A 22,099-nucleotide genomic window follows, 5' to 3' on the forward strand; every position below is an offset into this window, starting at 1 on the left:
ACCATTTTCATATTAAAAAACGGCCGACAATCGCGGCTGTTTTTTTATCCCTTATTTTCAATTTACATCGTTTTCTATTTAGGAATTGGCTAGTGTGAACAGAGCTTACCCACCTCTTTTACTCTACTCACGATGAATGTATACCCTATGGATTTCAAGATGCATCGCGACGGCAAGGGAGCGAATCCCCGGGAGCATAGATAACGATGTGACCGGGGTGAGTGAGAGCAGCCAACAAAGAGGCAACTTGAAAGATGACGGGTATATAACCAGATTAATTAAATACCCCGGTAGAAAGGTATCTGTCACCACGGTCGCAGATAATGGCAACAATGACAGAACCTGGATTTTGTACCGCAACACTTAATGCTCCGGCAACAGCACCGCCGGAACTAACCCCACAGAAAATCCCTTCTTTCTGAGCTAACAAACGCATGGTATCTTCAGCTTCTTTCTGAGTGATATCCAATACTTGATCAACTAACTCCTTGCGAAAAATGCCAGGCAAATAAGCCGGCGACCAACGGCGAATACCTGGAATATGGCTATCCGCCGCGGGTTGTAAGCCAATAATCTGTACACTATTAGACTGGCTTTTTAAATAGCGGCTAACACCGGTAATAGTTCCCGTCGTTCCCATACTGGAAACAAAATGTGTAATACGCCCTTGCGTCTGCTGCCAAATTTCCGGCCCTGTCGTCGTAAAATGCGCTAAAGGATTATCCGGGTTATTGAATTGATCAAGTACTTTACCTTCACCATTACGCTCCATTTGCTGAGCTAAATCACGTGCACCTTCCATACCCATTGCGCTACTCACCAAAATCAGTTCTGCACCATAAGCTCGCATGGAAGCTTGACGCTCAAGGCTCATATTATCAGGCATCAGTAATTTAAGGTGATAACCTTTTACTGCGGCAATCATTGCTAACGCAATACCCGTATTTCCGCTAGTGGCTTCAATTAATACGTCACCGGGAGAAATCTCACCCCGCAATTCAGCTTGCTGAATCATTGATAGCGCTGTTCTGTCTTTTATCGAGCCCGCCGGATTATTACCTTCAAGTTTCACCCATATTTCTACACCTAGCCCATCGGTCATTCGTTGTAATTTTACTAGTGGGGTGTTCCCTATAAAATGTTCCAAACTTGCCACAGCTATTACCCAAATTTTATTTAATAGAAATGCGAAATAACCATATTCAGACATATATCGCAAGACCCTAAATAAAAAATGCCCATCCCTGGCGGTAAGGCAATGAGCAAAATGGTACCAACCAAATCCAAATAATTATCAGGCAGTTTGGGCTAAACTCAGTGTTTGCAATTGTTTATCACCCGCATATAAACGCGCCTCAGTGCCACCAATAAAATAACAGTTTCCTCTTGTGGGTACTGAAGTTTCATCAAACCAAATAACAGCAACCGATTCATGATGCCAGCCTAGGGGCTGAACCGAAAGCTGCCAGAAATGCCCTCTAGGACTGACCTCAGTCACCTGTACTGGCAATGGACTAGAAAGTGTCGGTTGCAAGTTCATCATGATATCCCACGGACGCAAGAATACATCAACATTCCCCTGATGGATTGGCGTCACATTGAGAGGCAAGTACTGCCCGCCAATCAACAGCTGAGAGCCTTTAATTTCCCCACTAAAATGATTGACCTCACCCAAGAACTCCATCACAAAACGGCTTGCCGGATAACGCCATACATCTTGTGGCGTACCTACCTGTTCAATATTCCCTTGTCTCATGACAACAACTCGGTCAGCCACTTCCATCGCTTCTTCCTGATCGTGAGTGACAAAGACACTGGTAAATTTAAGCTCTTCATGGAGCTGGCGTAACCAACGGCGTAATTCCATTCTTACCTGAGCATCCAGTGCACCAAATGGCTCATCGAGTAATAGAATTTGTGGTTCAACAGCCAATGCTCTTGCCAACGCCACCCGCTGTTTCTGCCCACCAGAAAGTTGTGATGGATAGCGTTCAGCAAAATGCGTCAATTGCACCATCTCCAGCAACTCCATAACCTTACGGCGGATAGCCGCCATACTCGGACGCCTACGTCGTGGCAGTACTGTCAATCCAAAAGCAACATTATCAAACACAGTCATATGCCGAAACAGTGCATAATGCTGAAATACGAATCCAACTTGCCGATCTTTAGCATGCATACGGCTAACATCTTGCCCGTGGAAACTCAGCTTCCCCGCGGTTTGTTGTTCCAGACCAGCAATAATCCTCAACAAGGTTGTTTTACCGGAGCCTGACGGACCAAGCAGAGCAACCATTTCTCCAGAAAAAACATTCAGAGTGATATCGCTCAGAACCTGAGTCCGACCAAAATATTTACTGATATTGTTAATTTCAATACTCATATTCTGCTCCTACCTTAACCATGTTGGCGACTTAACCGCCACTGCAAAGCACTTTTAACAATCAAAGTGATAATTGCCATCAATGCCAACAATGCCGCCGCAGTAAATGCCCCTACGGTGTTGTAATCTTGATGCAGTAATTCAACCTGCAACGGCAATGTGTAAGTTTCACCACGAATAGCACCGGATACCACTGAGACAGCACCAAATTCACCAATTGCCCGGGCATTGGTCAAAACCACACCATATAACAACGCCCAACGGATATTAGGTAACGTCACCCGCCAAAATATTTTCCAACCAGACGCCCCCAATAAAATTGCAGCTTCATCCTCCTGGCTCCCCTGACTAAGCATCATCGGCACCAGCTCTCGAACAACGAAAGGACAAGTCACAAATATCGTTACCAAGGCCATTCCCGGCCAGGAAAACATCAATTGGATATCATAGGGTTCCAACAAACTTCCGGCCCAACCATTCGAACCATAAAACAATAGGTAGATCAAACCAGCCACGACCGGCGAAACAGCAAACGGAATGTCGATCAATGTCAATAAACATTGCCGCCCTGGAAACTGAAAGCGCGTTACCAGCCAAGCGATCATGACGCCAAAAATTAGGTTTACCGGAACGGTAATTAACGCGATCAGTATCGTTAACCAGATGGCATGCAACATATCAGGATCTAAAAGATTCTCAGTGACTATCTCAACGCCTTTAGAAAAGGCAGTCATAAATATCCAGACAATGGGGATCACTAACAGTAAGATTGAAAACAATACGCTTGTTATGATCAACGTCCATTTCGCCCAATTTACAGGTGGGCGTTGCGCTACATAAGATTCAGATAATTCAACCATTAATGCCCTCCAATCCGCCGACCAAAGCGGCTTTGCAGAGTATTAATGCTAAAGAGTAATATCAGGGATATCGCCAATATAACTGATGCGATGGCACTGGCTGCGGGGTAATCAAACTCCTGTAAGCGGATGAAAATCATCAGCGATACCACTTCTGTTTGCCATGCAATGTTGCCGGCAATAAATATCACTGCACCAAACTCCCCCAAACTACGGGTAAAAGAGAGTGCGGTGCCCGCAATTAAAGCCGGAGATAATTCTGGCAATACAACCCGCCAGAAAGTTTGCCAACGATTAGCGCCTAATGTTTGAGCTGCTTCTTCATATTCTGGCCCTAACTCTTCAAGTACCGGCTGAATCGTTCGCACTACAAATGGCAGACTTGTAAACGCCATCGCTACCGCAATACCCAACCAAGTATTCACTACTTTCACATCAAAGTGCCCAAGCAAAGAACCATACCAACCACTCACAGAGAATAACGTTGCCAATGTCAATCCCGCTACCGCGGTAGGTAACGCAAAAGGGAGATCCATCAAACCATCCAACAAGCTACGGCCAAGGAAACGATAGCGGGTTAAAACCCATGCCATCAACATACCAAACACCGCATTAAACAAGCTGGCAACCGCTGCTGCTAGCAATGTCACTTTATAAGCTGCTACAACTTGGGGATTAGCAATCACCTGCCAATACTGTTCCCAGGTCATACTGGAAAGCTGCACAACTAATGCACTCAAGGGTAACAATAAAATCAAGCAGGTATAGAACAAACTACTGCCTAAGCTCAACCCAAAACCAGGCAATACTCGCTTACTGGATCTCGAAAACATTACTTATGCCCCTCGGCCAGCAATTGATCCAGCATACCGCCAGTATTGAAGTGAGTTTTCATCACTTGTGACCAACCACCAAATTGATCTTCCAATCGAAACAGCTTAGTTTCCGGAAAACGGGCTCTCTGTTGAGCCATCACGTTTTTATTACTGACACGATAATTAAAGCGAGTAATGATCTGCTGTGCCTGTGGGCTATAAAGATAATTCAGATAAGCTTTAGCCGCTTTCTCCGTACCGTTTTTCGCAATATGCTTATCAATCCAAGCCACAGGGAATTCTGCCAGAATACCTATCGGTGGAACGATCACTTCATATTTATCATCACCATACTGCTTGCGAATGTTATTCACTTCAGATTCGAAACTGATCAGTACATCGCCCAAACCACGCTCAATAAATGAAGTTGTTGCCCCGCGACCGCCAGTATCAAACACAGCGACATTTTTCAGGAAACGTTTCATCCATTCGCGAGTTTTACCCTGATCTCCACCATTTTCCTGTTGAATAGCTCCCCAAGCGGCCAAATAAGCATAACGACCATTACCGGAGGTTTTAGGGTTTGGGAAGACTAATTTGACATCCTGACGCACTAAATCATCCCAATTACGAATATTTTTGGGGTTACCTTTACGCACAAGAAACGCCATCGTGGAATAGTAAGGTGAACTGCTATTTGGCAAGCGGTTCTGCCAATCAGCCGAGAGCAGATTGCCACGATCATGCAAAATTTGCACATCCGTTACCTGATTGTAAGTCACCACATCAGCCCGCAATCCTTGAAGAATTGCCAGTGCTTGTTTGGAGGAACCGGCGTGGGATTGTTTGATTATCAACTTATCTTGTGGATACTGCTCATTCCACTGTTTTTCAAATTCAGGATTCAGCGCAGAAAATAGCTCACGCGCAACATCATAAGAGCTGTTTAATAGCTCTAAAGCAGAGGCGTGACTGCTGCCTAATAAAGTTACTACTACTAGTCCGTTTAGTATCGTATTTTTTATTGAATACTTTTTCATTTTTCACCTTATCCGTTATTTCATCAAATAACGCTCCAGTGACTAATGTACCCAGTTTATTTATAACAAGGTAGATAACTATCGCCATTTAATATACCAAATTGCACTTAGAAAGTATGAAACGCAATAAGATGACAGGAATATATCCGTCATCTTTCAAGTTGCCTCTTTGTTGGCTGCACTCTCTCACCCCGGTCACATAGTTATCTATGCTCCCGGGGATTCGCTCCTTTGCCGTCGCGATGCATCTTGAAATCTATTGGGTATAATAAGGTTTTTAAATGAAAAATGCGGGCCTGTTACGGCTCCGCAAGAGGAACATTAAATTCACCAAACCAACTCAGTTTATGTTTTTAATCAGAAACTCTCATCGTTTCCAGACGATACGTTCCACTTTCCATTTTTTCAGTACATCATCAGAAGGAATCAAACCTTCAGGGCCATTCCAATGACCTGTAAACAGATAACTGACATGTTTACTCTGTGGGGATACGCAGACAATAGCGCTCTTCTCTGACTCACTCACCGTATTTCGGCAAACATCAAATGCTTTGCTATAAAGTGCTGAAAATGGCATGCCGACCTTTGTTCCCCAGACGGTTTCAATATCTTCATCCAACACTTCAATGCGACTGACTTTTCCATCGGCCTGACCAAATAATGCTATCTTCAATTGATCACCATCCATTGCTTGAAATACTGTCACCAATTGACCATTTTTTGTTTCCATGCCACTGCGTAAGTGATACTTTCCATCCAACTCCTTCTCTATTGCCTCTTTATTCATTGCTGTCAGACCATTTATTTCTCCCACACCCTGATCTGAGATTTTTAAGGAGCTACCAAACCAGCTAATAGGAGACAAATTCGACCATGAAAAACCCGATGAACCCGTACAACCGGCCAGCAACAATACACCACTTATTGTGACAAAGCGCAATCCTGACAACATGTTAGTTAAAGTATACTTCTGCATAACTGGTTCCCTTATGACTCAATACAGAGATAGGCACTGAGACATCACATCTGACTGTTAGTTTCAGAGAATATTTAAATTAATTACTTTAGATGAATATTTTATTGATAAAATACAACTTAGCGGTATCATTACCCCCCCATAAAAGTCATTACTATTGATAAGGTCAATATGATGAAAAAAATATTTATAACCACTGCCTTGATTACTTTGTTCAGTATGCCGTCAATGGCTCAAGCCTCACAAACGCAATTTGGTGGTTTTTCTGGTCCTGATTCAACACAGCCTCCGGTCCAAGCAGCACCACAAGGTGGTTTCGTCGATCAAAATGCAAGAGTTTCCACCACCCAACAAGTTAAAAATATGAGAGATGACAGTTGGGTCGTGCTGGAAGGGCATATTGAATCCCGTATCCACAGTGATCACTTCATATTCCGCGATAATGCAGGAATTGTTGAAGTCGAAGTTGATCATAAATACTGGAATGGTCAAACGATAACACCTCAAGATAGAGTCCGTCTTGAAGGTGAAGTCGATAAAGAGTGGAATGGTATGACTGTTGATGTGAAAAAAGTCACCAAATTGAACTAATGGCTTGTGGCTGAGTGGGATTCTTTCACTCAGCCATATCTGAACTCAATATTCCTGATCAACAATCAAACGCTTACTGAAAATAACACTCTCTTGATGACGATCTTCATATTCCAGTTTTTCACACATATAGATAGTGGCATCATTATCTTCAGGAACAATAAGAACTATTTTTGGGCAACCACGGGCAATCAATTTCTTCTCCAACCGGGCAATTAATGCATTCGCAATTCCCCTACCGCGAAATTCAGGATGAACTCCCAAATAATAAGCTGAACCACGATGACCATCATAACCACCCATAATCGTCCCAACCACTTCACCAACCACTTCCGCAACTAAAAACAGGTCAGGATCATGCGTCAATTTACGCTCGATATCCACTTCAGGATCAACACCAGGATTAAGTAAATCGCAGCGTTCCCATAAGGTGATCACTTCTTCAAAATCATCTTGTCGAAATACCCGAATTTCCATCCCTAACCAACCTGTTTTTATTGAAATAACTATTTTCTCATTATCTCCGCTTTAACACCGGAATCAATACGAAAATGCGTTCTCTTCCACTAATAGCTATAATATAGCGCTCACCACACCATAATGGGAAAAGAACCATGAATACACCAAACATTAATCAGATTAAATCTTTTTTCCTTTCATTACAGGATGAAATTTGCCAACAACTGGAACAAATAGATGGCAAAGAGAAATTTACTGAGCAGTGCTGGCAACGAGAAGAAGGTGGCGGAGGCCGTAGTCGAATTATGAAAGAAGGCACGATATTCGAACAAGCAGGCGCTAATTTTTCTCATGTATCAGGAGATATGCTTCCTTTATCAGCAACAGCTCACCGTCCTGAACTGGTCGGTCGTCATTATCAGGCCATGGGCGTCTCTCTAGTTATTCATCCTTTGAGTCCCTATATACCAACCAGCCATGCGAATGTTCGGTTCTTTATTGCAGAAAAAGAAGGTGAAGCGCCAGTGTGGTGGTTCGGTGGGGGTTTTGATTTAACACCTTATTATGGTTTTAAGGAAGATGCTATTCATTGGCACACCACTGCCAGAAATATATGCCGACCCTATGGAGAAGATGTTTACCCAAAATATAAAGAATGGTGTGATAATTATTTCTATATTAAACATCGTAACGAAGCCCGTGGAATTGGTGGCTTATTCTATGACGACTTAAATACACCTGACTTTGAACATTGTTTTAATTTTACTCAAGATATAGGTAAAGGTTTCCTTTCTGCCTATCTACCTATTGTAGAAAAAAGGAAGGAGATATTATGGGGTGAACGTGAACGGCAATTTCAATTATATCGCCGTGGTCGCTATGTAGAATTTAACCTCGTTTGGGACAGAGGAACCTTATTTGGATTACAAAGTGGGGGACGAACAGAATCTATCTTAATGTCCATGCCACCATTAGCTCGCTGGGAACATGATTATCACCCTGAACCAGAATCTACAGAAGCCGCTTTATATACCGACTTTCTACCAGCAAAAAACTGGATATGATTTTCCATCATGTTAGGAATATTATAAAAAACTATTCCTAACTATTTATATTTTTATTACAGCCAATGCAAAAATCCCTCACATAAAAAAACTTAACATTTTGTTAACAACCCCTTAACATAAAAGAAGCAGGTTAGCCCTGATGACTATCTGCTGGAAACGTGTTTAATATGAATCCGTACTTAAAGAGTACCTCTAATTAAAACTAAAAATTTATTCCAGGAGATATTTTATGCAAATACAAAACAATAACTACAGAGGCTTAATACCACCGTACATTCTTCAAAATATTTATAATAATGATAACGAAAAGAAGAAAGTATTAATGACATTAAATCATACTAAGAGTTTAATGTTGGACAATGTTATTAAAGAATCCTCTGATGATTCCGATGATGATAAAGTTACTAAGACAACTATACATCGTTCTATTCACGATGCAGAAAATAAACGCAAGTTGCCAGGCAAATTAGTACGAGATGAAGGAGAACCAGATAACGGAGATAAATCAGTTGATAACGCATATAAATATTTAGAAGCAACTTATAATTTCTATAAAGAAGTTTTTAATCGCAATTCATTAGATGATAAAGGAATGAAATTGATTGCCACTGTGCATTATGGCGAAGAATATATGAATGCATTCTGGGGCGACGGGCAAATGGTATTTGGCGACGGAGATGGCAAACTTTTCAATGACTTCACAACATCTATTGATGTTATCGGCCATGAATTATCTCATGGTGTTATCGAAAAAACAGCAGATTTGGTCTATTTCTTCCAGTCTGGAGCATTGAATGAATCAATAGCAGATGTTTTTGGCACATTAGTAAAACAACATTATCTGAAACAAAAAGCTGAAGATGCTGATTGGATTATAGGCAGTGGGTTACTGGGCAAAGACGTTAAAGGTGTAGGGATTCGTTCAATGAAAAACCCTGGCAGTGCATATGATGATAAGGATCTCGGTAAAGATCCACAGCCGGGTCATATGGATGATTATAAAGACTTGCCGATTTATAGAGACAATGGTGGTGTTCATATTAATTCAGGTATTCCTAATAAAGCCTTCTATAATCTGGCGATAAAATTAGGTGGATATTCCTGGGAAAGAGCAGGAAAAATATGGTACAACACATTGTTGGATAAAGATCTTGCACGTGATACTAACTTCTTATCCTTCGCTAAATTAACAATTAAACATGCTCGTGAGCTATTTGATGAGGATGTTGAAAAAGCAACTATTGATAGCTGGACAGAAGTGGGCGTTAAAGTGAAGGAAGATAAAGACGATAAGGGCGGCGATAAGGACAAAACTAAAGATAAAACTGAAGAGTAATCTATAAACATATCGCTGGTTTAACGCCAGCGATATTTTATTATTTGTAATACCTGACTAGTAAAAAAATATATCTAATAGAAGATGCTAAAATTGTTAACGACGAATTTCACGCTATACTAAAGAGACCTGAAAAATAACCGTAAAAAATTGGTATATCATGAATAATAAAACGCTCAAACTCACAACTGATAGTAAAATCACAATTTCCCTACAAGGAGGATTTGCCGCTACACCTGGCCTCAACCAAGATAAAACAGTGAATTTAGAATCATTGTCTTCACACCAACAACAGTTATTTCTTCAAGCCATAGAACAAGACTTTTCCGATTCTATGCCATCAGCAGCATATCCTGATCAAGATTATTATCTGCTCAGTATCGTCAATGGAAATGAAGAACACCACTTCACCCTTCCTGAGTCAGATGCACCGGAAATCATTACCCAGATCTGGGGCACCGACAAAAAGGGAGGTTAATCACCCCCCTTTTCCTATTAGCATTAACGCTTTTTCAGATGCGACATTAGACGTTTACGTTTACGCATTTGATTTGGTGTCAACGTATTACGTTTGTCAGCATAGGGATTCGCCCCTTCTTTAAACTGAATCCGAATGGGCGTTCCCATCACCTTTAGGGATCGGCGGAAATAGTTCATCAGATAACGCTTATAAGAATCAGGCAAATCTGTTACCTGATTACCGTGGATCACAACAATTGGTGGATTATAACCACCAGCATGAGCATATTTCATTTTCACCCTGCGACCACGGATCATCGGCGGTTGATGATCTTCTTCGGCCATATGCATGATACGGGTTAGCAGTGAAGTATTAACACGACGAGTGGCGCAATCATAAGCCTCAAGAATCGAGTCAAACAGATTCCCCACCCCACTACCATGCAAAGCAGAGATAAAATGTACTCTGGCAAAGTCAACAAAACCAAGACGATAATCCAGCATCTCTTTCACACGCTCTTTATCTTCCTGTGACATGCCATCCCATTTATTGACCGCGATGACCAATGAGCGCCCGCTATTAAGAATAAAACCCAATAATGACAAATCTTGATCGGAAATACCTTCTCGCGCATCGATCACCAGTAATACAACGTTAGCATCTTCAATCGCTTGAAGGGTTTTTATGACTGAAAATTTTTCAACCGTTTCAGTGATCCTACCCCGCTTACGTACCCCAGCGGTATCAATAAGGATATATTCACGGCCATCGCGCTCCATTGGAATATAAATGCTGTCACGGGTAGTGCCTGGCATATCGTAAACCACAACCCTTTCTTCACCCAAGATACGGTTAGTCAACGTAGACTTGCCCACATTTGGCTTACCGACAATGGCTAATTTCAATGGCAGAGTTGATGGATCAAAATCCTCCTCCTCTTCTACCATCTCAATTTCATTTTGTTCCTGCTCTGCCCAATAAGCTGCGTTGGCCTCTTCCTCAGTCAACTCAACCACGTCTTCTTCACCTTTACAGGAGAAAGGTAACAATACTCGTTCGATAAGTTGGGTGACACCACGACCATGAGAAGCAGCGATAGAATAGATATCCCCCAATCCGAGGGAATAAAATTCAGCAATAGCGGTATCAATATCAACACCGTCGGTTTTATTCGCGACCAAAAAAGTAGCTTTTTCGCGGCCACGTAGATGTTTTGCTATCGCGTGGTCTGCTGGCATAAGTCCGGCACGAGCATCTACCATAAACAGAACTATATCGGCCTCTTCAATCGCCATCAAAGATTGAGCTGCCATATGGGTTTCCACACCCTCTTCGGTGCCATCGATACCACCGGTATCAATGATGATAAACTCCTGCCCTTCAACCTCGGCTCGACCATATTTACGGTCGCGAGTCAGACCTGGAAAATCCGCTACCAGCGCATCTCTTGTACGGGTTAAACGGTTAAATAATGTGGACTTACCCACATTTGGGCGCCCTACCAGAGCGACGACAGGTATCATTTGTTGATGCCTCATGACTTAATTTGAAATTAGTACTCCGCTGTTCATACAACAGAACACTAAAAAGACGAAACGGCTCCTGTTCTCGTCAGGAGCCGTAGGACTATAACTAACGCTTTACTCTATTTCCGGTAAACAGGCAGTAAAATATTCAACGGGTATACAGATAAACCGTACCGTCTTTCGCCTGTACCATCAATTTATCACTGGCGACAACCGGACGACTCATTAAACCGGAACTATCAACTTTATGTTGAGCAACAAACTTACCGTCATCCATATTCAACCAGTGCAGATAACCTTCACTGTCACCGACAACCAGATAGCCATTATACATTTCAGGCGCGGTTAAATTACGGTGTTGCAATTTTGTCTGAGTCCACAAAGTGACACCATCACTTTGACGCAGACCCATAACACGATCGTTTTGGTCAACAATATAGATATTATCACCATAAACAACCATCTCGTTCACTGAACCCAAATCGCGCTTCCAGAGGATCTGACCTGAACGCATATCAAGCGCCACCAGATTACCGTTATAAGCTATTGCATATATCACGCCCTCAGAAATAACCGGTGTCGTATCAACATCATTAAGACGACCGATTTCTGTAGAACTGGTTACCTGAGAAATACGTTGTTGCCAAATCAACTGCCCCTGAGAAATCAAGACGGCGTTGACACGACCATTATCCCCACCTACGATGGCAGCACCGTAAGCCACGGCAGGCGCCGATTCACCACGCAATGATAATGACGGTGAATCCAAATTAACGGACCATTGCACTTTACCATCTGACTCACTTAATGCCTGCAACATCCCATTACTGGTATGAATCAGCACCAGACCATCACTCACCACAGGACGCGACAACGCTTCACCGGCAACGTCGGATTGCCAGGCAACTTGGCCGTCTTTGGTATTCAATGCAATAACTTTGGCACGTTCAGTACCTACATATAGATGATCCCCAGCAACGGTCAGACCACCAGAGAGCAATGCAGGTATACGAGAAGAGAGGAAACCCGCTTTTTCCGCCAGATTCACCGACCATATCTCTTTACCACTATCAATATCCAACGCCTTAACGATGCCATGACGATCAGCAACATAAACAGCGGAGCCCTGCCAAGTTGGCGTCAAGTGAGAATAATAACGGCCTACACCATCACCTACAGATTTATCCCAAACTTCGCTTGGATTAAATTGATTTTCGACCTGTGGCAATGGTGACATCGTTACTGTGTCTTGCTCACTTGAACAACCGGCTAGCAGAACAGAAGCCACCAAACCAACCAAGAGTGTTTTACGCAGTTGCATTGAAAGAATTCCCCTTAGCTGGATAAGTTATTCAATTTAAGATTTAACATCGATTTGATCGCCTGTGGTGAATTTGAGCTCAAACCTTTGGTATACGCTGCGCGGGCACCGGCAATATCACCTTTTTTCAACAGGGCATCACCACGGATATCCTCTGCAACGGCAACCCAACCGGAACCTTTGACCTGTTCCAATGTTTTCAGCGCGGCATCCGCTTTATCTTCCGCTAATTGAACCCTGGCTAGGCGAATATTCACCAGAGACAACAAATCCTCATTTTTTACCTGATCGGTAGCCGCAGATAAAAATTGATCTGCTTTAGTTAATTCATTCTTTTCAACAGCAAGTTGAGCCAAATGCATATGCATCATCACGCCATAACTGTTATTAGTTTCACTGGCAAATTTTTCGGCAGCAGCATGACTCTCTTTTGTACTGACAATTAATCCTTGATCTACTCGTTCAAAAGCTTCTGCACTTTCCTGCAACTTATTTGTCTGATGAGATTGCCAGTAACGCCAGCCAATCAGCGCCCCGGCACCCAACACCAGCCCAAAAACCAAGACTTTACCATTATTGGCAAAAAAGCGACGAATCACGTCTACTTGTTCGTTTTCATTGGTATAGACTTCCACAGAGTCTCTCCTTAACCTAACAGTTCAACCAAGCGAACCGCAATTTCGCTTTGCGGCAACGTTTGTTGTTCACCTGTACGTAAATCTTTAATGGCTACTTGACCAGAACGAACTTCATCCTCACCGAGAATCAGTGCAATTTTGGCACCTTGTTTATCCGCACGCCCCAGTTGCTTCTTAAAGTTCCCCCCCCCGTGGTTCATCATTAAACGCAATTGGGGCAACGTATCACGTACCTGTTCAGCCAAAATCAATGCCGCTTGTTGACTACCTTCACCAAAAGAAGCGAGATAAACATCTGCAACTGTCCGCTCCGCGACAAATGCTGGATTAATTTCTTGCACCAGCAAAATCAGACGCTCCATCCCCATGGCAAAACCCACGGCAGGCGTTGGTCGGCCCCCCAGTTGCTCAACCAGCCCATCGTACCGACCACCGGCACAGACCGTCCCTTGAGCCCCGAGTGCCGTTGTCACCCATTCAAATACTGTGCGGTTATAATAATCCAAGCCACGAACCAAACGCTGATTAATCCGATACTTGATACCCGCCCCATCAAGAAGTGCACACAGGCTATCAAAATGTTCCTTTGATTCGGCATCAAGATAATCAAACAGTTCCGGCGCATCATTAAGAAGTTGCTGAACCTCTGGATTTTTTGAATCCAGAACACGTAATGGATTACTGTACATACGGCGTTTGCAATCTTCATCCAGCTTATCTTTGTGCTGCTCAAGAAAAGCCACCAACGCTTCGCGGTAATTGGCTCGTGCCGCCAACGAACCAATGGAATTCAGTTCAAGCGTCACATGCTCAAAAATACCGAGCTCACGCCACCAGCGAGCAGTCAATAAAATAAGTTCGGCATCAATATCAGGCCCTTGAAGACCAAAAACTTCAGCACCTAATTGATAAAATTGGCGGTAACGGCCTTTTTGTGGACGCTCATAACGGAACATTGGCCCTAAATACCATACGCGCTGTTCCTGATTGTACAGCAGACCATGTTCAATACCGGCACGCACACAACCTGCGGTATTTTCAGGGCGTAGGGTCACACTTTCACCATTACGATCATCAAAGGTATACATCTCCTTTTCAACCACATCAGTGACTTCCCCAATAGCCCGTCTAAATAACGGGGTCTGCTCTACAATCGGTGTGCGGATCTCGCTATAACCATAACCCGCCAGTACTCGTTTCAAAATAGTTTCGATACGCTGCCAGATAACCGTATCTGCCGGCAAGTAGTCATTCATGCCTCGAATAGCTTGGATATTTTTTGCCACGTTTTATCTCTAGTTAATGATTCAAAAATGATATTGATTGAAGCGAATACCGGCGAGCTTCAATTAACAAACAAAACAACGCTGGCTCATCATCACGATGAGCCAGTATCAGATACATTATTTGTCCAGTTGACTTATGCCAATGCGCATATTTTCATCGAGCATTGATGCTTTAGCACGGATCTTAGCCTCAAGCTGATCGATCATATCAGCATTATCGAGACGCACTTTCTGCCGTATCCCATCTTCATAAAAACCACTTTTCGTTCTGGCACCGGTGACACCCAAAGTAGAAACCTCCGCCTCGCCGGGTCCGTTAACCACACAACCAATAATAGAAACATCCATCGGTGTGAGTAAATCTTCCAAACGTTGTTCCAAGGCATTAACTGTGCCAATAACATCAAATTCCTGACGGGAACAGGTTGGACAAGCGATAAAATTTATACCACGGGAACGAATACGTAATGCTTTCAGAATGTCAAAACCCACTTTAACTTCTTCGACAGGATCGGCAGCCAAAGAAATACGCATGGTATCACCGATACCTTCCGACAGGAGGATACCCAAGCCAATGGCAGATTTTACAGAGCCTGCACGTGCTCCACCCGCCTCGGTAATACCAAGATGCAATGGCTGATCAATCTTCTGAGCTAACAGGCGATAGGCACCAACCGCCAGAAAGACATCTGACGCTTTTACACTGATTTTAAACTGATCAAAATTAAGCCTGTCAAGAATATCGACATGGCGCATAGCCGATTCCACCAACGCTTCTGGGGTGGGCTCACCATATTTTTCCTGAAGATCCTTTTCCAATGATCCGCCATTTACACCAATGCGGATTGGGATATTTTTATCACGGGCAGAAGCCACAACCTCACGGATACGTGCTTCATTACCGATATTTCCAGGGTTAATCCGCAGACAATCGACACCATACTCTGCAACTTTAAGCGCGATACGGTAATCAAAATGGATATCTGCAACCAAAGGGACACTCGCTTGCTGCTTAATCAACTTAAATGCTTCCGCGGCGTCCATCGTTGGTATTGATACGCGAACAATATCAACGCCAACACGCTCAAGCGATTTAATCTGTTTAACAGTCGCTTCCACATCTGTAGTACGTGTGTTTGTCATTGACTGCACCGAAATGGGTGCACCATCCCCGACAGGCACATTGCCTACATAAATACGCGTAGATTTGCGTCTTTTTATCGGCGATTCATTATGCATACTGGTGTTTCTCCCAGACTTCCATGTGCTTACTGATAAAATTACAACTATGCCCTACTGTAACAGGCCTTTCATTATGCTGCCGGTACTTTAAGACGCGCGATACGACTCTCTTTAATAAAGCGGCTTAAATCAACAGATTGCCCGCGGAACCGTACATCCACAACAGCCGGAACACCGATAGTTAACTCATAAGGTAATGAGCCAGAGAGACTCAGATGGTCACCCTTATGTTTAGTTCCACTAAATAATTTCTTTCCTTTTGCATCAACAATTTGCAACCAACAGGATGCTTTAAAATTCATCATCAGATTATTACTGTCAGCGACTGCCGTTGAATTATTTTCAGACACACTCGGTACTTGAGCTGTCCCTTGATTGGCTGACAACGGAGCAGTCTGAGTTTGTGGCCCGTTACCTGCTAATTGAGTTTCAGGTGTTTTCATCACTTGATTTTGCGTTGATGCCGCAGATTGGGCCACTTCCTCACTATGACTACTATGACCATCAGGACCACCAGTATTATTCGCTGCCACTGCATTTTCGGTTACAGCGGCAGATGATGACGGCTCACTTGTTGCCTGTTCGCGGGTTGGTAACTGTGTCACCTGATCATGATTTTCAGTGGGTAAATCCTCTGAACTGGCTTTTTTCCGAGCAACCTTAGCCGCAGAATGATCAGCCATCGAAATCAATTCCTTCTGTTGAGCTATGTGGTTTTGCCACCACCATGCTCCCGTCAAACTAATTACGACTAAAATAATCAACCACGTAATCCACATCAACCAACTTTCGCGTTTTTTCCGTTTTTTACCCAACGAAAAACTCTGCATCGGTGAAACTTTCGCTGTTTTTGCCGGGGTATGCTTATCCAGAATTGCCAGAATTTCTGCTTCTGGAATTTGTACCAACTTAGCATAAGAGCGAACATAACCACGCAGGAAAGTCGGTACCATAGTGGCTGGAATATTGTCCTCTTCAATATCACGGATAGTAGAAAGTTTTAAACACAAGCGATCAGCTACAGTCTGCTGGGTTAGCCCGTGCTGTTCACGAGCCTGACGCAGGAGCTGACCTGCGGTTAAATAAGCTTGTTCTGGAGTCGTTTCAGTATTCATTAGCAAGAAGACGCGGTACTGTTCAGGTTGTGAAAAACTTCGCGCCGGCTCCTGCTATAATCTTTAAATTACACAATAGCCTGCGCGGCGAAATAGATTTGCTATTTTACTAGCGGCAAATCACTGATAACAAACACGCCTGTTAGCATGGTTCTCAGTAAACAGAGTTTTGACTTCTTCATACTGCCCCTGCTCACAGAGAAAAACGCTGTAATGATACAATACCGTATCATTTCCTGGCGCGTACTGCATCGCCATTTTGTAACGTTGACGAGCGGCTTCCGGCTGACCAGAATATTGCTCATACAACGCCATACCTAATTGAGCCTGATAATGGTCTGGCTTTGCCAGTAAAACCTTATCAAAGTGATATCTGGCGGCAGGTAAATTACCTTTAGCCAAATAGGCCATTCCCAATTGAATCCGGGTTTCTGCCGCGACTTTTCGCTGTTGATTGCCGTTTGTTGGTTGATTGGAACATCCTACCAACAACATAGCAACCACCATCATTCCCGATAACGATTTCCTTATCATTCCATCCCCACCGACCAAAGATATGTCATTGTAAAGATCATTTCACTTATGCATTTCAGTTACTGCATGACAGGACATACCAACATTCCCATTCAGACTGCTCTTATCTGAATAGGTTCACCGGCCTGACGTTTTTTCAATGTACGTTTGGTACGATCAATTACATCACCGGCAAGTTGACCACATGCGGCATCGATATCATCACCGCGAGTCTTGCGGACAATAGTGGTGAAACCATATCCCATCAACACTTTAGCAAAGCGATCAATCCGGCTGTTGGAACTGCGGCCATATGGCGCCCCCGGAAACGGGTTCCATGGGATCAGATTGATCTTACTCGGTGTGTCTTTCAAGCATTCAGCTAATTGATGTGCCTGTTCCACGCTGTCATTAATATGATCAAGCATGACATATTCCACCGTCACACGCCCCTGATTAGCATTAGATTTAGTCAAATAGCGGCGCACACCTGCAAGGAACTGCTCGATATTATATTTACGGTTGATAGGAACGATGTCATCCCGTACATCATCTGTCGGTGCATGCAGGGAAATTGCCAAAGCAACATCAATCATATCGCCAAGTTTATCCAGTGCCGGCACTACACCGGATGTGGATAACGTCACACGGCGCTTTGACAAACCGAAACCAAAATCATCCATCATGATTTCCATGGCAGGCACCACGTTATTTAGGTTAAGCAGCGGCTCTCCCATCCCCATCATTACCACATTGGTAATCGGGCGACGACCACTGGATTTCAGTGAACCAATAATTTTTGCGGCACGCCAAACTTGACCAATAATTTCAGAAACCCGCAAATTACGGTTAAACCCTTGCTGAGCAGTGGAACAGAATTTACATTCCAGTGCACAGCCTACCTGAGAAGAGACACACAAAGTTGCGCGATCATCTTCCGGGATATAAACCGTTTCAACCTGCTGATCGCCAACAGTGATCGCCCATTTAATCGTACCATCGGCCGAACGTTGCTCTTCTGCGACTTCAGGTGCACGGATCTCTGCAACTTGTTGCAATTTTGCTCGCAGAATTTTGTTAATATCTGTCATCTGCTCAAAATCGTCATAACAGTAGTGATATATCCATTTCATCACTTGATCAGCACGGAATGGTTTTTCTCCCATGTCAATGAAAAACTGGCGCATTTGCTTGCGATTCAGATCAAGCAGGTTAATTTTACCGCCTTTCTTTTCTGGAGTTTCAGACACGACAGAAGCAGCAAATTGTGCCGCAGTATTTGGTTGGGACATCTTTTTATATCGCCTCGTTGTAACACTTTCGGCTCTGCGTTAATGAACTCAACGCGAAGTTTCAATTCAGGTCACTATCAGTTTAGTATAGTAACAAATAATAAGCGCCCCGTTGAATTAACAGCGGGGCGCCGCATTGTACAAACTTTAATGCAATGATGCTACGGGTAACGGCAAATCAATTAACGTGGGCAAATTTCATCTTCTGTGAAGAAATACGCAATTTCACGGTTTGCAGATTCAACCGCATCAGAGCCGTGAACCGCGTTTTCAGTGAAGCTATCTGCATAATCAGCGCGCAGAGTACCTGCCAATGCATTATCAGGATTAGTTGCCCCCATCAGATCACGGTGACGCTGTACTGCATTCTCGCCTTCCAACACCTGAACCATAATCGGACCAGAAGTCATAAATTCCACCAAACCATCAAAGAAAGGGCGGCCTTTGTGCTCCGCATAGAAGCCCTCAGCCTGTTCACGGGTCAGGTGAAGCATTTTGGCGGCAATAATTCTAAACCCAGCACTTTCAAAACGAGCATAAATAGCCCCGATGGCATTTTTCTTCACAGCGTTAGGCTTAACAATAGAAAAAGTACGTTCAACCGTCATAGATAACCTCTTGGTTCTTCTTGCAGCAACTGATAATTTTAATTTTTCCCGATAAGTTAATCGGTTAATACTCATTCCGCAACCTTAGCGGAGATAAAAACGGCGTTGATTATAGGGGTACGAATAGCGGTTGCCTACAGAAAACATAACATTCCATTAAATTTTCCTTAGCGAAAATTACCATTTTTTCGTACAAATCACACTTTTACTTGAATCGTTTACTTCAAGGTAAAATTGACAGAATCAATTTGCCCGCCCAAATCCAAAACACTAAGCTGATATTTACCCGGTTGAGTCAAGGTCTGAACAAATCCCCGATTATTTTCTGTGGTCATTACCTGTTCTCCATTCAGAAACCACCATTGTTGCCCACCACTACCGCCCTGAGTGGTAACACGTAAATCAAGGCTGCCAAAACCAGGAAGCCGTTTCAATACATCTCCGTTACGAATCCCCACGATCAACAAGGGCGCTTCATCTGATTTCAACGGTGGACATCGAGGATTAACCGGCGGCAGACGCTGCGCTCGTCGCTCTTGCGCGGGTAACCATGATTCGAGGGTAATCGGCCATAAAGCGATATTTTTAGCCTGAGCGCCGGGACAATCAGGAGCCACGCGCAAACCGTTTTTATCCAACCACACCTGTTCATTGACGCCTGAAATAGCCTCTTGCCCCACCGCAGGCAGCGTAGGCGGAATCGTGTTATTCAGTATCCAGCTCAGACGCCGCTGACGGCAATTATCCTCTCCCTTCGGTAAACTCTGCCCTCCCGGCCAACAGATGATTGCCCGACTCACACTTGCTGGACGCGGATCAACCGGAATCCGTTTAGCCCCATTTCGCATATTGGCGAACAACAGATTATTGACCTGATTCATGATGGGAACCGCCGTAGCATAGCCGAACTGCCCGACAACTGGCGTGCCATCCGGCCGACCAACCCAAACACCAATGGTATAACGCGCATTTAAGCCAATGGCCCAAGCATCACGGTAGCCATAGCTGGTACCGGTTTTCCAAGCCAGCGGCACTTGTGCCGGCAAAACATCATCAGGTTGCGGCAGAGCTTCTCCAGCCATAATTCGCCTCACTATCCATGCAGCGCCGGGGGAAAAAAGTTGCCGATCACGCAATTTCTGCTGCGGAGTGAATCTCAAGGGGGAAACCTTCCCCTGACGGGCAAACGCCGTGTAAGCCGCCACCAGTTGATCCATCCGGGTTGCCGTACCACCAAGAATCAATGATAAATTGGGTTCACTGCCGGGAGGAAAACGCAATACGGTTCCCACATTACGCATATTGGCGGTAAACCGCTTGGCGCCATAGGCTTCAAGCAGTTGCACGGCGGGTAAATTCAGTGAACGAACCAACGCCTCACTGGCACTGACCGGCCCATGAAAGCCACTGTCAAAATTTCCGGGGCGATAATAATCAAAGCGGCGAGGCACATCCTGTAACAGTGATTCCCCATGAATTAACCCATCATCCAGCGCCATGGCATACAAAAATGGCTTCAAGGTTGATCCCGGCGAACGCCATGAACTTATCATATCGACATGACCAAAACGGCTATCATCCCGTAGATCCAGCGAGCCGATATAAGCTTTTACCGCCATGTCTGTATGATCAACCACTAACACGCCAATCGAAGTTTTTTCTGGTAACTGGTACTTCCAATTCACCGCCATATCTTCAAGCTGACGCTGTAATCCCACATCAAGGGTTGTTTTGATGATCTCCTGACGAGTACCTTTCGCCATTCGTCTGGCAAGCAAAGGGGCAAGCTGTGGCACCTGCCGAGGAGCCAACCACAACGTTTCTTGCTGAATATCAGCAATCGTCTGTTCCGGCCAGATTTTATAGTGCGCCAACCGTTGCAACACCTTATCGCGAGCAGCCTGTGCCCGTTCAGGATAGCGATCTGGCCTTAAACGGCTAGGAGCCTGTGGCAGAACAGCCAGTAAAGCCGCTTCTCCCGCTGAGAGTTCAGAGGGCGGTTTAGCCAAATATGCCCAACTCGCCGCACCGACACCTTGTAATGTGCCACCAAACGGCGCACGGTTCAGATACATCTCCAGAATTTCATTTTTGGAATAGTGCCATTCAAGCTGCAAAGTACGCCAGATCTGTTTCAGCTTCCCGCCGAAAGTGCGTGAATGGGGATCAATCAACCGAGCGACCTGCATTGACAGCGTACTGCCACCGGATAAAATTTTACCGGCTCGTATATCTTGCCAGGCAGCCCTGACCAGAGAAATCGGGTTAATCCCCGGGTGTTTATAGAACCAGCGATCTTCATAAGTCAGCAAAGCTTGAATATATTCCGGTGATACTTGATCCAATGTCACCGGATAACGCCAAACACCTTCATCATCGGCAAAACGCCAAAGCGGCGTACCATCCTCACTCACGACAATACGCGCCATTTTGACTTCACGCAGTGGCAGAGGCCAGATTTTATCTGCCAGCCATAAACCCACCGGGAGCAAAAACAACAACAGTACAATCAGCCACATAAGGCGATGCGTTTTCTTCATCTATGAACACCAAGAGAGAAATCAGCCCTTA

Annotated in this window: 22 protein-coding genes; 5 read left to right on the top strand and 17 right to left on the bottom strand. The window is 44.1% G+C overall.

All coding sequences use genetic code 11. The features are described from left to right. Nucleotides 1–136: 136 nt before the first annotated feature. Nucleotides 137–367 carry a hypothetical protein gene (locus CKY02_RS23795; protein ID WP_146747423.1) on the top strand — a complete coding sequence of 77 codons (231 nt, stop codon included), beginning with the start codon at nt 137–139 and terminating at the stop codon, nt 365–367. Here the strand turns inward: CKY02_RS23795 and cysM are convergent. The 6 genes from cysM to CKY02_RS10220 all read right to left on the bottom strand — a co-directional run bounded on the left by cysM (nt 275) and on the right by CKY02_RS10220 (nt 6,074). Further along, complete coding sequence (gene cysM / locus CKY02_RS10195; protein ID WP_112895236.1) at nt 275–1,156, bottom strand: cysteine synthase CysM; 882 nt, start codon at nt 1,154–1,156, stop codon at nt 275–277. The genes CKY02_RS23795 and cysM overlap by 93 nt on opposite strands. 138 nt (nt 1,157–1,294) lie before the next feature. Further along, nucleotides 1,295–2,383 carry a sulfate/thiosulfate ABC transporter ATP-binding protein CysA gene (gene cysA / locus CKY02_RS10200; RefSeq protein WP_112895212.1) on the bottom strand — a complete coding sequence of 363 codons (1,089 nt, stop codon included), beginning with the start codon at nt 2,381–2,383 and terminating at the stop codon, nt 1,295–1,297. 14 nt (nt 2,384–2,397) lie between these two features. Continuing rightward, entirely contained in the window at nt 2,398–3,243 is an 846-nt protein-coding gene (gene cysW, locus CKY02_RS10205) for a sulfate/thiosulfate ABC transporter permease CysW (protein ID WP_112895213.1), read from the bottom strand. Continuing rightward, nucleotides 3,243–4,076 (bottom strand): sulfate/thiosulfate ABC transporter permease CysT, encoded by an 834-nt coding sequence (gene cysT, locus CKY02_RS10210; protein ID WP_112895214.1) that lies wholly within the window; start codon nt 4,074–4,076, stop codon nt 3,243–3,245. The genes cysW and cysT overlap by 1 nt, the downstream gene beginning before the upstream one ends. Then, nucleotides 4,076–5,098 (bottom strand): sulfate ABC transporter substrate-binding protein, encoded by a 1,023-nt coding sequence (locus CKY02_RS10215; protein WP_112895215.1) that lies wholly within the window; start codon nt 5,096–5,098, stop codon nt 4,076–4,078. The genes cysT and CKY02_RS10215 overlap by 1 nt, the downstream gene beginning before the upstream one ends. A gap of 367 nt (nt 5,099–5,465) precedes the next feature. After that, nucleotides 5,466–6,074: an RpoE-regulated lipoprotein gene (locus tag CKY02_RS10220; RefSeq protein ID WP_112895216.1), complete on the bottom strand. Its 609-nt coding sequence runs from the start codon at nt 6,072–6,074 to the stop codon at nt 5,466–5,468. 174 nt (nt 6,075–6,248) lie between these two features. Here CKY02_RS10220 and CKY02_RS10225 point away from each other — a divergent pair, with 174 nt between their 5' ends. Then, nucleotides 6,249–6,665: a YgiW/YdeI family stress tolerance OB fold protein gene (locus tag CKY02_RS10225; RefSeq protein WP_167405293.1), complete on the top strand. Its 417-nt coding sequence runs from the start codon at nt 6,249–6,251 to the stop codon at nt 6,663–6,665. A 45-nt stretch (nt 6,666–6,710) separates the two neighbouring features. Here CKY02_RS10225 and CKY02_RS10230 read toward each other — a convergent pair whose 3' ends face one another. Further along, nucleotides 6,711–7,142, bottom strand: a complete 432-nt coding sequence (locus CKY02_RS10230) for a GNAT family acetyltransferase (protein ID WP_011145692.1) — start codon at nt 7,140–7,142, stop codon at nt 6,711–6,713. Nucleotides 7,143–7,279: 137 nt separating this feature from the next. On the opposite strand from CKY02_RS10230, the gene hemF reads away from it, so the two are divergent. The 3 genes from hemF to CKY02_RS10245 all read left to right on the top strand — a co-directional run bounded on the left by hemF (nt 7,280) and on the right by CKY02_RS10245 (nt 10,005). Next, nucleotides 7,280–8,188 carry an oxygen-dependent coproporphyrinogen oxidase gene (gene hemF, locus CKY02_RS10235; RefSeq protein WP_112895218.1) on the top strand — a complete coding sequence of 303 codons (909 nt, stop codon included), beginning with the start codon at nt 7,280–7,282 and terminating at the stop codon, nt 8,186–8,188. Nucleotides 8,189–8,420: 232 nt separating this feature from the next. Then, a complete protein-coding gene (prtS, locus tag CKY02_RS10240; RefSeq protein ID WP_112895219.1) occupies nt 8,421–9,527 on the top strand; it encodes a metalloprotease PrtS in 1,107 nt (368 codons plus the stop codon). 160 nt (nt 9,528–9,687) lie between these two features. Continuing rightward, nucleotides 9,688–10,005, top strand: a complete 318-nt coding sequence (locus CKY02_RS10245) for a protealysin inhibitor emfourin (RefSeq protein WP_112895220.1) — start codon at nt 9,688–9,690, stop codon at nt 10,003–10,005. 23 nt (nt 10,006–10,028) lie between these two features. On the opposite strand, the gene der is transcribed toward CKY02_RS10245, so the two are convergent. The 10 genes from der to pbpC all read right to left on the bottom strand — a co-directional run bounded on the left by der (nt 10,029) and on the right by pbpC (nt 22,068). Beyond that, entirely contained in the window at nt 10,029–11,510 is a 1,482-nt protein-coding gene (gene der, locus CKY02_RS10250) for a ribosome biogenesis GTPase Der (protein ID WP_112895221.1), read from the bottom strand. Between the two features lie 151 nt (nt 11,511–11,661). Beyond that, a complete protein-coding gene (gene bamB, locus CKY02_RS10255; RefSeq protein WP_112895222.1) occupies nt 11,662–12,834 on the bottom strand; it encodes an outer membrane protein assembly factor BamB in 1,173 nt (390 codons plus the stop codon). A 14-nt stretch (nt 12,835–12,848) separates the two neighbouring features. Continuing rightward, a complete protein-coding gene (locus tag CKY02_RS10260; RefSeq protein WP_112895223.1) occupies nt 12,849–13,469 on the bottom strand; it encodes a YfgM family protein in 621 nt (206 codons plus the stop codon). An 11-nt stretch (nt 13,470–13,480) separates the two neighbouring features. Continuing rightward, nucleotides 13,481–14,758, bottom strand: a complete 1,278-nt coding sequence (hisS, locus tag CKY02_RS10265) for a histidine--tRNA ligase (RefSeq protein WP_112895224.1) — start codon at nt 14,756–14,758, stop codon at nt 13,481–13,483. Between the two features lie 117 nt (nt 14,759–14,875). Beyond that, the gene (ispG, locus tag CKY02_RS10270) at nt 14,876–15,997 is read right to left on the bottom strand and encodes a flavodoxin-dependent (E)-4-hydroxy-3-methylbut-2-enyl-diphosphate synthase (protein ID WP_112895225.1); all 1,122 of its coding nucleotides are present in this window, start codon (nt 15,995–15,997) and stop codon (nt 14,876–14,878) included. 74 nt (nt 15,998–16,071) lie between these two features. Next, entirely contained in the window at nt 16,072–17,115 is a 1,044-nt protein-coding gene (gene rodZ, locus CKY02_RS10275) for a cytoskeleton protein RodZ (RefSeq protein ID WP_112895226.1), read from the bottom strand. A 120-nt stretch (nt 17,116–17,235) separates the two neighbouring features. Continuing rightward, nucleotides 17,236–17,649 carry a tetratricopeptide repeat protein gene (locus CKY02_RS10280; protein ID WP_238399110.1) on the bottom strand — a complete coding sequence of 138 codons (414 nt, stop codon included), beginning with the start codon at nt 17,647–17,649 and terminating at the stop codon, nt 17,236–17,238. Nucleotides 17,650–17,741: 92 nt separating this feature from the next. After that, the gene (gene rlmN / locus CKY02_RS10285; protein WP_112876249.1) at nt 17,742–18,920 is read right to left on the bottom strand and encodes a dual-specificity RNA methyltransferase RlmN; all 1,179 of its coding nucleotides are present in this window, start codon (nt 18,918–18,920) and stop codon (nt 17,742–17,744) included. Between the two features lie 182 nt (nt 18,921–19,102). Beyond that, a complete protein-coding gene (gene ndk / locus CKY02_RS10290) occupies nt 19,103–19,528 on the bottom strand; it encodes a nucleoside-diphosphate kinase (RefSeq protein ID WP_112876258.1) in 426 nt (141 codons plus the stop codon). Nucleotides 19,529–19,746: 218 nt separating this feature from the next. After that, on the bottom strand, nt 19,747–22,068 hold the full coding sequence (gene pbpC / locus CKY02_RS10295) for a peptidoglycan glycosyltransferase PbpC (protein WP_112895228.1): 2,322 nt from the start codon (nt 22,066–22,068) through the stop codon (nt 19,747–19,749). Nucleotides 22,069–22,099: the final 31 nt, after the last annotated feature.

The organism is Photorhabdus bodei, assembly GCF_003287735.1.
GTDB classification, from domain to species: domain Bacteria; phylum Pseudomonadota; class Gammaproteobacteria; order Enterobacterales; family Enterobacteriaceae; genus Photorhabdus; species Photorhabdus kayaii.

What these genes read in the sequence shown, in the direction of transcription:
- CKY02_RS23795 (WP_146747423.1), top strand. Translation starts at nt 137, where the DNA reads ATGTATACCCTATGGATTTCAAGATGCATCGCGACGGCAAGGGAGCGA.
- cysA (WP_112895212.1), bottom strand. Translation starts at nt 2,383, where the DNA reads ATGAGTATTGAAATTAACAATATCAGTAAATATTTTGGTCGGACTCAG.
- cysW (WP_112895213.1), bottom strand. Translation starts at nt 3,243, where the DNA reads ATGGTTGAATTATCTGAATCTTATGTAGCGCAACGCCCACCTGTAAAT.
- cysT (WP_112895214.1), bottom strand. Translation starts at nt 4,076, where the DNA reads ATGTTTTCGAGATCCAGTAAGCGAGTATTGCCTGGTTTTGGGTTGAGC.
- CKY02_RS10215 (WP_112895215.1), bottom strand. Translation starts at nt 5,098, where the DNA reads ATGAAAAAGTATTCAATAAAAAATACGATACTAAACGGACTAGTAGTA.
- CKY02_RS10220 (WP_112895216.1), bottom strand. Translation starts at nt 6,074, where the DNA reads ATGCAGAAGTATACTTTAACTAACATGTTGTCAGGATTGCGCTTTGTC.
- CKY02_RS10225 (WP_167405293.1), top strand. Translation starts at nt 6,249, where the DNA reads ATGAAAAAAATATTTATAACCACTGCCTTGATTACTTTGTTCAGTATG.
- CKY02_RS10230 (WP_011145692.1), bottom strand. Translation starts at nt 7,142, where the DNA reads ATGGAAATTCGGGTATTTCGACAAGATGATTTTGAAGAAGTGATCACC.
- hemF (WP_112895218.1), top strand. Translation starts at nt 7,280, where the DNA reads ATGAATACACCAAACATTAATCAGATTAAATCTTTTTTCCTTTCATTA.
- prtS (WP_112895219.1), top strand. Translation starts at nt 8,421, where the DNA reads ATGCAAATACAAAACAATAACTACAGAGGCTTAATACCACCGTACATT.
- CKY02_RS10245 (WP_112895220.1), top strand. Translation starts at nt 9,688, where the DNA reads ATGAATAATAAAACGCTCAAACTCACAACTGATAGTAAAATCACAATT.
- der (WP_112895221.1), bottom strand. Translation starts at nt 11,510, where the DNA reads ATGATACCTGTCGTCGCTCTGGTAGGGCGCCCAAATGTGGGTAAGTCC.
- bamB (WP_112895222.1), bottom strand. Translation starts at nt 12,834, where the DNA reads ATGCAACTGCGTAAAACACTCTTGGTTGGTTTGGTGGCTTCTGTTCTG.
- ispG (WP_112895225.1), bottom strand. Translation starts at nt 15,997, where the DNA reads ATGCATAATGAATCGCCGATAAAAAGACGCAAATCTACGCGTATTTAT.
- rodZ (WP_112895226.1), bottom strand. Translation starts at nt 17,115, where the DNA reads ATGAATACTGAAACGACTCCAGAACAAGCTTATTTAACCGCAGGTCAG.
- CKY02_RS10280 (WP_238399110.1), bottom strand. Translation starts at nt 17,649, where the DNA reads ATGATAAGGAAATCGTTATCGGGAATGATGGTGGTTGCTATGTTGTTG.
- rlmN (WP_112876249.1), bottom strand. Translation starts at nt 18,920, where the DNA reads ATGTCCCAACCAAATACTGCGGCACAATTTGCTGCTTCTGTCGTGTCT.
- ndk (WP_112876258.1), bottom strand. Translation starts at nt 19,528, where the DNA reads ATGACGGTTGAACGTACTTTTTCTATTGTTAAGCCTAACGCTGTGAAG.
- pbpC (WP_112895228.1), bottom strand. Translation starts at nt 22,068, where the DNA reads ATGAAGAAAACGCATCGCCTTATGTGGCTGATTGTACTGTTGTTGTTT.